Consider the following 8861-nt stretch of genomic DNA (forward strand, 5'->3'; position numbering starts at 1 on the left):
TCGCATTTAATTTTACAACCTATCTATTAAATAAAAGTAAGTGAACGATTGCTTTAATTTTTCTTGTATGCGTTCTAAACTTTCATTACCTGGACTTGTCTGATTATCCTGATATTTTATTAATAATTCTTCAAAAGATTTGATTTGCATTTGCCAAATCATGTGACTATCATTGATTGTTGCTCTAACTAATTGTATCAAAATCCTACCTCCACATAAGTTTCTTCATCATTAGGCTGTTCTTTATAATCAAAATAAACAACTATTCATTATTTAATGCCAAATGCCTCTGCGTACTGCACTACACCCGAAAGATTAGCTGCTTCTTCAGTTAATTTAAATGCCATAAAATTTTCATCTGGAATATCAAAAGGAGCTTTAATGCCAAATATTTTTGCTGGTAAATAACCCACTCTAGGATAATATGTTTCACTTCCTAAAACGATTGAATAACTATAACCAAGTTTTTTAGCAATGCTATGACCTTCATGTATTAATGCTGTACCTATGCCCTTACCTTGATAATCAGGATGAATAGCTAATGGTGCTAAAGCTAATACTGTATCATTATTCACTTTTGCTTCAGTAAATAAAATATACCCTACAATATGATGATCAATTTCTGCAACTAAAGCTAAATCAGGTACAAATGATGTACCTGTTCTTAATTCATTGACTAAATTTTGTTTATTTTTATTTGAATGTTCTTCATTAGCAAAAGATTTTATAATCATTGTATATATATTATCTTAATCTTCTACAGTTTCTTTTCTAATAATCATTAATATATCCTTATTAACATAAAAATATCTAAGCAAAGCTGACAATGCTTAGATATTTTCAATTTATTTTCTTTCTAATAAAACAACTGCTTCGACTTGTGGCGTATGTGGAAACATATCTAAAGGTTGTATTGTACGCACATGATATTTTCTTGTTAAGATTTTTAAATCTTTCGCTAAAGAAGATGGATTACAACTGACATAAACAATTTTTTTAGCTTTTGTATTCATTAATTGTTGGGCTAAGCCACCTAAACCTATACGTGGTGGGTCAACGATAGCAACATCAAAATGCTTACCGGATTTCACCCATTGTTGTACAAGTTTATTTGCATCACCTGTCACATATTGACAATTAGTGATATTGTTACGTTCAATATTAGCTTGGGCATCTTTAATAGCTTCTTTAACTAAATCCATACCGTAAACATCTTTACAATATTGACTACAATAAATACCAATTGTACCTACACCACAAAAAGCATCTAATACAGTATCTTCTTTCGTTAATTGTGCTAATTCAATCACTTTATCATATAATACTTTTGTTTGTAATGGATTTAATTGAAAGAATGAGTTTGCTGACAATTGATAACTAATATTACCAATTTTTTCGATAATATAATCCTCACCATATAAAGTAATATTACGACGCCCCATCACTAAATGGTCGTCATCTTCTGTAATATTTAAAATAATACTTTTAACACGTTTATGTTGTGATAGTTTAGCAACTAATTTATCCAAATGATCAATTTTAGGTGAATTGGCAATTAAAATAGCTTGTACATCACCTGTCGCAAACGAACTACGTGTAGCAATATAACGAATACCTAGTACTTTTTTAGATTTAGAAATACTAATGCGATATTTAATAATTAATTGCTTAATTAATTTAGTAATTTCATTGTTCACATTATTTAATACACTATCTTCATTGATGTCCACTAGTTCATTTGTACCTTCTTGGTATAAACCAGCAACAACTTTACCATTTTCAATTGAAATTGGATATTGATTTTTATTACGATAACCTTTAATTTTTGGACTAGCTAAAGTAGGTAAAATTAAGTTCTCTAATTGAGGTGTTAACTGCCAATGTTTATTAAATGCATCTAATAATATTTGACGTTTATAAATTAATTGTTGATCGTAAGCAACATGCATCAATTGATGTCCACCACTATTAATATAAGCTTCTTCTACTGCTACACGATGAGGACTTGCTGATTTCACTTTTAATAATTTAGCAATAATATAGCCTCTTGTTTCATCAGTGATTTCACAAAATACGACTTCGTCAGGTAAGGCACCTTTCACAAAGGTGATTTTCTTTTTATAAAAACCTATACCTTCACCATTAATGCCAATTTTTTTAATTGTAAGTAAAATACGCTGTGTTGCTTGTTTCTTTGGTTGTTTTTTCATTTTTTTCTCCTAATATTTAGACAAAAAGGGCGTGAAGCATTTTATCTCCACCCCCACAGTGTCAACTTATAAAGTCAAATTAACGCATATGATGCTTAATTGCTTTTAACTGCTGTAATTTCATCATCTAGTTCATTAATCAAAGTAATTAGGCGATCAATTTGTGACAATTCAATTGTATCTGGATTTAATTGTTCTAATTCTTCCATAAAATTTTCAAGTTTTGATTTAACATCATCTAAAGTTGCTTTTGACATGCTATTCTCCTTTTATACTATGATAAAAAGGTTGCGATGCGAACACCACAACCTTTTTAGATTAATCTTCTAATTTTAAGCCAGCGAATTTATCACCTAAAGTGAATGCAGCATCTTCGTTTGAATCTGAATATGAAGTTTCATACACTTCTTTTACAGCTTTTTCTTGACGCACTGGTGCATCTAATAAAGCTTTGATACTTAATGAGATACGTTGCTCATCAAAGTTAACATCTAATACTTTAACTTTAACTTCTTGGCCAATTGTTAATTTTTCTTGTGGCGTACCGATATGTTCGTGTGCAATTTCAGAAATATGCACTAAACCGTCTACACTTGGTAATAATTCAACGAATGCACCGAATGTAGTTAAACGACGTACAACACCATCTAATTCGTCACCAACATGAATTTTTTCTTCAGCTAAAGCCCAAGGTGTTGGTTGTGTTGCTTTTACAGATAAACCAATACGACCTTCTTCAGTATCAACTTTTAATACTTTAACTTGTACTTTATCACCAACTTTTACAACTTCTGATGGTGATTTCACGTGGAAGTGTGCTAACTCAGAAATGTGAGCTAAACCATCTACTTCACCTAAGTTAATAAATGCACCAAAGTTTGTTAAACGTACAACTGTACCTTCTAACACATCACCTTCATTAACTGAAGCAAAAGCGGCTTTACGTGCTGCTTCTTTTTCTTCAATAACGATAATACGGTGACTTAAAACAGCACGATTACGTTCTCTATCTAATTCAATTACTTTAAATGTTAAAGTTTGACCTACATAAGGTGTAAAGTCTTCGATGAATTTATCATCAACAAATGAAGCTGGTACGAATGCACGTACACCTACATCTACTAATAAACCACCTTTAACTGCTTCTGTTACTTCTGCTTCGAAAATTTCACCAGAAGCTAATTTTGCTTCTAAGTCTGTCCATGAAGCTTCTTCTACTTGACGGTATGCTTCACGATCTAATGCACGACGAGATAAAACAATTTGACCTGGAATATCTTCACGTTTTGTTACACGATCTTTTTTTACATTAACAACAAGTGCTTCAATTTCGTCACCGATTGCAACGACATCACTTGCTTTCTCTACACGTTTTGATGATAAATTACGTAATGGAATAACGCAGTCATACTGTGCACCAGGTACATCAACATAAACTAAGTCATCTTCTACTTTAAATACAGTACCAGATACTTTATCACCTTTCTTTAAAAAATCAGCTGAGCTATTTAATAACTCTTCGAATGAGTTTGTCATACGAAATCCTCCTTGAAAAACACTAATAATGCTATTATATACTATTTTACTTAATTAGTCATGATAATATTAAAAATTTTTAATTTTTTTTGAATTTTTTTAAGATTTCTGACTTAATAAGTGTTGAATATCTCCCATGATCTGTTCAATAACGACTTCATTTTTCATTTTTTGTTGTTTTAATTGTTTCGTATCAATAGGTTGCCCAAATTCTATCGTCGTACGTCTAAACAATTTATATTGACTTGAAATGGCGCATGGAATAATATATGCTTCTCCACGCATTGCAATCATGGCTGCACCTGCTTGTCCTTTACCAAGTTCTTCGCCTTTAACACGTGTACCTTCTGGAAAAATACCAATACCTTCGCCTTCTTTTAATAAATTAATCGACGTTCTAACCATTGCCATGTCTGCTTTACCTCTTGCTACTGGAATAGCATGCAATAATTTTAAAAAATAACGAATGATAGGATAACGAAATAAAGTATCTTTAGCAATACAATGCAAAGTTCTAGGACAACTTGCCACTAAAATTACTGGATCGTGCATACTTTTATGATTCGCACAAATCACAATCGCACCTTGTTGTGGAATGTGTTGCTGTCCTATAATTTTTAAACCATAAAATAATTGATAATACCATCTACATAGTGTTGTTACAATACGATAAAACATTATTTCACCTTCTCTGCTACTAACTGTAAAATTTTATCTACAACTTGTTGTTGCGTTAAATTTGTACTATCAATGACAATTGCATCTGGTGCTTGTTGTAAGGGTGAAATATCACGAGACATATCTGCTAAATCACGTGCTTCAATTTCTTGTTGTAATTGTAATAATGGGACATGAATGTTTTGTTGTTCATTTTGAAGAAAACGTCTTTTTGCACGTGCTTCACTTGATGCGGTCATATACAGTTTTAATTCAGCATTCGGTAATACTGTTGTCCCAATATCACGCCCATCCATAATTACACCACCTTGTTGTGCCATATCTCTTTGTGTTTGCAATAAAAATTGACGCACTGATGCTAGACTAGCCACTTGTGAGACATGCTCTGTCACTAAAGGTTGACGAATAATATTTGTTACATTTTGTTGATTAATAAAAACTTCTAAACCATTATCAGTAGGTATCAGCTGTATTTTTAAGTCGGATAAATTTGATGCAACTTCTTCATCTGTCAAATTAATTTTATTTTGTAATAAAAAATATGTAATCGCACGATAAAGTGCACCTGTATCTACATAAATATAATTTAATTGTTGTGCTACAATTTTAGTGACGGTACTTTTTCCAGCTGCTGCTGGACCATCAACTGCAATAGTAATTTTCTTCATTATTAGCCTCTTTCTTTGATAATAAATAATAGACATATGCCCACAAATATTTTAGCATATTTATAAGTAATTTAACATTATCTTATATGATATACTGTTAAAAAAGGAGGAGAACTATGAAACATATTTTAGTAATTCATACAGGTGGTACGATATCAATGTCCGCTTCTAATGAAGGTGTAGTGACGACAGAACATAATCCTATCGCTCAACAAGCTCATCAATTACAAGACTTAGCACAATTAACGAATATTGAAATTTTTCATTTACCTTCACCACAAATGACTATTCATCATATGCAACAAATTGCTGATACAATTAAACAATATGCTGATCGTGTTGATGGTGTTGTTATTACCCATGGTACTGACACTTTAGAAGAAACAGCTTATTTTTTAGATTTAGTGCTAGATAGTGACTTACCTGTCGTTATTACAGGTGCTATGCGTTCTTCTAATGAAATCGGTGCTGATGGTTTATATAATTTTATTTCAGCTGTGCGTGTTGCTAGTGACGATAATTCAACGAGTAAAGGTGTGCTTGTTGTGTTTAATGACGAAATACATACCGCAGAAAACATCACCAAAACACATACTTCTAATGTAAGTACATTTCAAAGTCCTAATTTTGGACCTATTGGAATTATCACTAAAAATGATGTACAATTTCATCGTTTACCTTTTAAAAAAGCGCATTATCAACATGTTGACCACACTTTAAAAGTCGGATTAATTAAAGCGCATTGTGATATTGATCCAGATATTTTTGATTTTTATCGCACACACCAATACAAAGGTTTGGTTATTGAGGCATTAGGCCAAGGTAATTTACCTCCTTATCTCTTACCAAAAATACAACAATGCTTAGCAGAACAAATGACTATTGTATTAGTTTCACGCTGTTTTAACGGTATTGCTGCACCTATTTATGCCTATGAAGGCGGTGGTAAACAATTAGCACAATTAGGTGTCATTTTTTCTAATGGTTTAAATGGTCCAAAAGCACGTTTAAAATTATTAATTGCACTAAGTAATCACTTAACGCCATCACAAATGACATCTTATTTTTCACAATAATAATACGACAGATTGAAATCTTCTCATTTTCAATCTGTCGTAATTGTTTGTTTTATCGCATAATAATTACCTTCATTATCTGCAAAATTACAGACTAAAAATTCCGGCATTTGTTGAATTTCATGAACAACTACTTGCTGATTCATTAATTGCTGATAAGTTGCGTGAATATCATCTGTTGCTAATAAAATAGAAGGTATTTCTAATGATACTTCTGGGCTTAATTGTTTAATCACTTCTTTATTATGTAATACAAACTGAACATCACTACTTAGTTGTGGTGCAATAACATATGATGTTGTTGCCATCATCGGTAGCTTATCTATTTCAACAAATCCCATCTTTTGGCACCAAAAATCTCTCGCTGCTTCTGTGTCATTAACATATAACATCACTTGTCCTATTGAAGTAATCATTTTTTTCTCCTTAAAATTAATTTTCTCTATCATAACATACTTATCACAATTAGTTGAGTTTAACGTACAAAAGTTCTATAATCATTATAAATATAAGGAGGATAGTTTAATGTTAAAACAATTTTTTCATTATTATAAACCTTACAAAAAACTATTCACGATTGATTTTGGTTGTGCTGTTTTATCAGCAGTTTTAGAACTATTATTTCCTATCGTGGTTAATCATATTATTGATAAAATTTTACCTACTGGTAATTTTAAAGTCATTGTTTTAGTATGTAGTTTATTGTTAGTGTTTTATTTATTTAATATGACTATGAATTATATTGTTGTATATTTAGGTCATACATTAGGAATCAATATTGAAACAGATATGCGTCGTGATTTATTTGCACATTTACAACAACATTCTTATGACTATTACGACGAAGTTAAAACTGGGGAATTAATGAGTAGACTATCTAATGACTTATTTGAAGTGAGTGAAGTCGCACATCATGGTCCTGAAGATATTTTTATTACTATTATGAGTATTATTGGTTCATTTTTATTAATGTGGCAAGTTCATCATGGTTTAGCTATCGGATCAATTGTACTTATTCCTTTATTAGGTATTGGTTTGTCTTATTTTAATCGTCGGATGAAAAATATCAATCGACAAATTTATAAACAATTAGGCGCTTTTAATGCCAGCTTAGAAAATACTTTGAGTGGTGTGCGTGTCGTTAAAGCCTTTGCTAATGAACAACATGAACAAAATTTATTTGAAAATTTAATTCAGACTTATCGTACTAATAAATTAGCATTTTATAAAACAATGGCAATGAGTTCATCATTCAATTACGTACTTATGCGTCTAATTACACTCATCGCACTAATTTCAGGTGCCTACTATACAATTAAAGGTGAGTTATCTACTGGACAATTAGTCGGATTTATTTTATTGGCTAATACATTTGTTAAACCTATTGAAAAAATCAACACAATGATTGAAATGTATCCAAAAGGCATTGCTGGCTTTAAAAGATTTCAAGAAGAGTTACAACGTCAGCCTACAATTATAGATCAACCTAACGCCGTGACAGCACCACACTTTACAGGTAATATTCAATACCATCAAGTTACTTTTGGCTATCAAGATCATAAAGATGTATTGAAAAACATTAATTTAACAATTAAAGCAGGTGAAACGATTGCTTTTGTTGGCCCAAGTGGTTCGGGTAAAACAACTTTAATCAATTTACTGCCAAGATTTTACGATATTACATCTGGTGAAATTACAATTGATAATCATGATATTCGTCACTACACTTTACAATCTTTACGTCAACAAATTGGGATTGTTCAACAAGATGTATTCTTATTTAATGGTACAATCAAAGACAATGTATTATACGGACGTTTGGATGCAACTGATGAAGAAGTTGACTTAGCTATTAAAAGTGCTAAATTAGAAGAAGTTATTCAAGATTTACCTGAAGGAATTCATACACCTATTGGTGAACGTGGTGTTAAATTATCAGGTGGTCAAAAACAACGTTTAGCAATTGCACGTATTTTCTTAAAAAATCCATCTATCTTAATTTTAGATGAAGCAACGAGTGCATTAGATACTGAAACCGAGCATTTCATTCAACAAGCTTTTGATGTTTTAGCTGAAGGACGTACAACATTAATTATTGCACACCGTTTAGCAACGATTAAACATGTTGATCGCATTATCGTAGTAACACCTGAGGGCATCGTTGAACAAGGGACACATGAAGAACTATTAGCTTTAAATGGACATTATGCTAAATTGTATTATACACAATTTAAATAAGGAGAAAATTTATGCAAGAAGTAAAAGATTTAACTATTCAATTAGATAATCGACATTAAATATTCGTGTTGCTGTATGGTTAACACATCAAGACCATCTTTTAGTTCAACAGTTTCCACAAGGCTACATATCTTTAGTAGGTGGTCGTGTAAAAATTGGTGAATCATCTTATCAAGCTTTACAGAGAGAAATTAAAGAAGAAATTAATGGTCATGTAACAGATGCTAAATTATATGCGATGATTGAAAACTTTTTTACTAAATCTAATGGTCATCAATACCAAGAATTACTTTATATTTATACTGTAACAATGGATTTACCTGAACAATTACCTGATGGTTTCACATGGTTACCTTTCAATAATATTGATACAATTAAACCAAGTTGTTTAGCACAATTAATTGAATATCAAGATACTATTCGACATTTTATGGTTCTATAATTTAAAGTGTTGA

11 protein-coding genes are annotated in these 8861 nt (G+C 31.2%); 3 read left to right on the forward strand and 8 right to left on the reverse strand.

All coding sequences use genetic code 11. The annotated features are described in order from the left end of the window. Positions 1-12: 12 nt before the first annotated feature. The 7 genes from AC5EAH_RS07060 to cmk form a co-directional block, all read right to left on the reverse strand. Positions 13-201, reverse strand: a complete 189-nt coding sequence (locus tag AC5EAH_RS07060; protein ID WP_493494072.1) for a hypothetical protein — start codon at positions 199-201, stop codon at positions 13-15. A 68-nt stretch (positions 202-269) separates the two neighbouring features. Next, positions 270-734: a GNAT family N-acetyltransferase gene (locus AC5EAH_RS07065; protein ID WP_493494073.1), complete on the reverse strand. Its 465-nt coding sequence runs from the start codon at positions 732-734 to the stop codon at positions 270-272. Positions 735-845: 111 nt separating this feature from the next. Beyond that, a complete protein-coding gene (gene rlmD / locus AC5EAH_RS07070; protein ID WP_493494074.1) occupies positions 846-2210 on the reverse strand; it encodes a 23S rRNA (uracil(1939)-C(5))-methyltransferase RlmD in 1365 nt (454 codons plus the stop codon). Positions 2211-2305: 95 nt separating this feature from the next. Continuing rightward, positions 2306-2467 carry an SE1561 family protein gene (locus tag AC5EAH_RS07075; protein ID WP_493494075.1) on the reverse strand — a complete coding sequence of 54 codons (162 nt, stop codon included), beginning with the start codon at positions 2465-2467 and terminating at the stop codon, positions 2306-2308. Between the two features lie 61 nt (positions 2468-2528). After that, positions 2529-3746 (reverse strand): 30S ribosomal protein S1, encoded by a 1218-nt coding sequence (gene rpsA, locus AC5EAH_RS07080; RefSeq protein WP_493494076.1) that lies wholly within the window; start codon positions 3744-3746, stop codon positions 2529-2531. Positions 3747-3845: 99 nt separating this feature from the next. Further along, a complete protein-coding gene (locus AC5EAH_RS07085) occupies positions 3846-4424 on the reverse strand; it encodes a lysophospholipid acyltransferase family protein (protein ID WP_493494077.1) in 579 nt (192 codons plus the stop codon). Then, entirely contained in the window at positions 4424-5095 is a 672-nt protein-coding gene (gene cmk / locus AC5EAH_RS07090) for a (d)CMP kinase (protein ID WP_493494081.1), read from the reverse strand. The genes AC5EAH_RS07085 and cmk overlap by 1 nt, the downstream gene beginning before the upstream one ends. 113 nt (positions 5096-5208) lie before the next feature. Between cmk and AC5EAH_RS07095 the strand changes: the two genes are divergently transcribed. Next, positions 5209-6168 carry an asparaginase gene (locus AC5EAH_RS07095; protein ID WP_493494078.1) on the forward strand — a complete coding sequence of 320 codons (960 nt, stop codon included), beginning with the start codon at positions 5209-5211 and terminating at the stop codon, positions 6166-6168. A gap of 29 nt (positions 6169-6197) precedes the next feature. On the opposite strand, the gene AC5EAH_RS07100 is transcribed toward AC5EAH_RS07095, so the two are convergent. Then, positions 6198-6584 (reverse strand): VOC family protein, encoded by a 387-nt coding sequence (locus AC5EAH_RS07100; RefSeq protein ID WP_493494079.1) that lies wholly within the window; start codon positions 6582-6584, stop codon positions 6198-6200. Between the two features lie 109 nt (positions 6585-6693). Here AC5EAH_RS07100 and AC5EAH_RS07105 point away from each other — a divergent pair, with 109 nt between their 5' ends. Further along, entirely contained in the window at positions 6694-8406 is a 1713-nt protein-coding gene (locus tag AC5EAH_RS07105) for an ABC transporter ATP-binding protein (RefSeq protein ID WP_493494080.1), read from the forward strand. Between the two features lie 61 nt (positions 8407-8467). After that, positions 8468-8848 carry an NUDIX domain-containing protein gene (locus tag AC5EAH_RS07110; protein WP_493494082.1) on the forward strand — a complete coding sequence of 127 codons (381 nt, stop codon included), beginning with the start codon at positions 8468-8470 and terminating at the stop codon, positions 8846-8848. Positions 8849-8861 lie beyond the last annotated feature (13 nt).

The organism is Staphylococcus sp. B1(2026), from assembly GCF_058895785.1.

What these genes read in the sequence shown, in the direction of transcription:
- rpsA (WP_493494076.1), bottom strand. Translation starts at nt 3,746, where the DNA reads ATGACAAACTCATTCGAAGAGTTATTAAATAGCTCAGCTGATTTTTTA.
- AC5EAH_RS07085 (WP_493494077.1), bottom strand. Translation starts at nt 4,424, where the DNA reads ATGTTTTATCGTATTGTAACAACACTATGTAGATGGTATTATCAATTA.
- AC5EAH_RS07065 (WP_493494073.1), bottom strand. Translation starts at nt 734, where the DNA reads ATGATTATAAAATCTTTTGCTAATGAAGAACATTCAAATAAAAATAAA.
- rlmD (WP_493494074.1), bottom strand. Translation starts at nt 2,210, where the DNA reads ATGAAAAAACAACCAAAGAAACAAGCAACACAGCGTATTTTACTTACA.
- AC5EAH_RS07095 (WP_493494078.1), top strand. Translation starts at nt 5,209, where the DNA reads ATGAAACATATTTTAGTAATTCATACAGGTGGTACGATATCAATGTCC.
- AC5EAH_RS07100 (WP_493494079.1), bottom strand. Translation starts at nt 6,584, where the DNA reads ATGATTACTTCAATAGGACAAGTGATGTTATATGTTAATGACACAGAA.
- AC5EAH_RS07075 (WP_493494075.1), bottom strand. Translation starts at nt 2,467, where the DNA reads ATGTCAAAAGCAACTTTAGATGATGTTAAATCAAAACTTGAAAATTTT.
- AC5EAH_RS07105 (WP_493494080.1), top strand. Translation starts at nt 6,694, where the DNA reads ATGTTAAAACAATTTTTTCATTATTATAAACCTTACAAAAAACTATTC.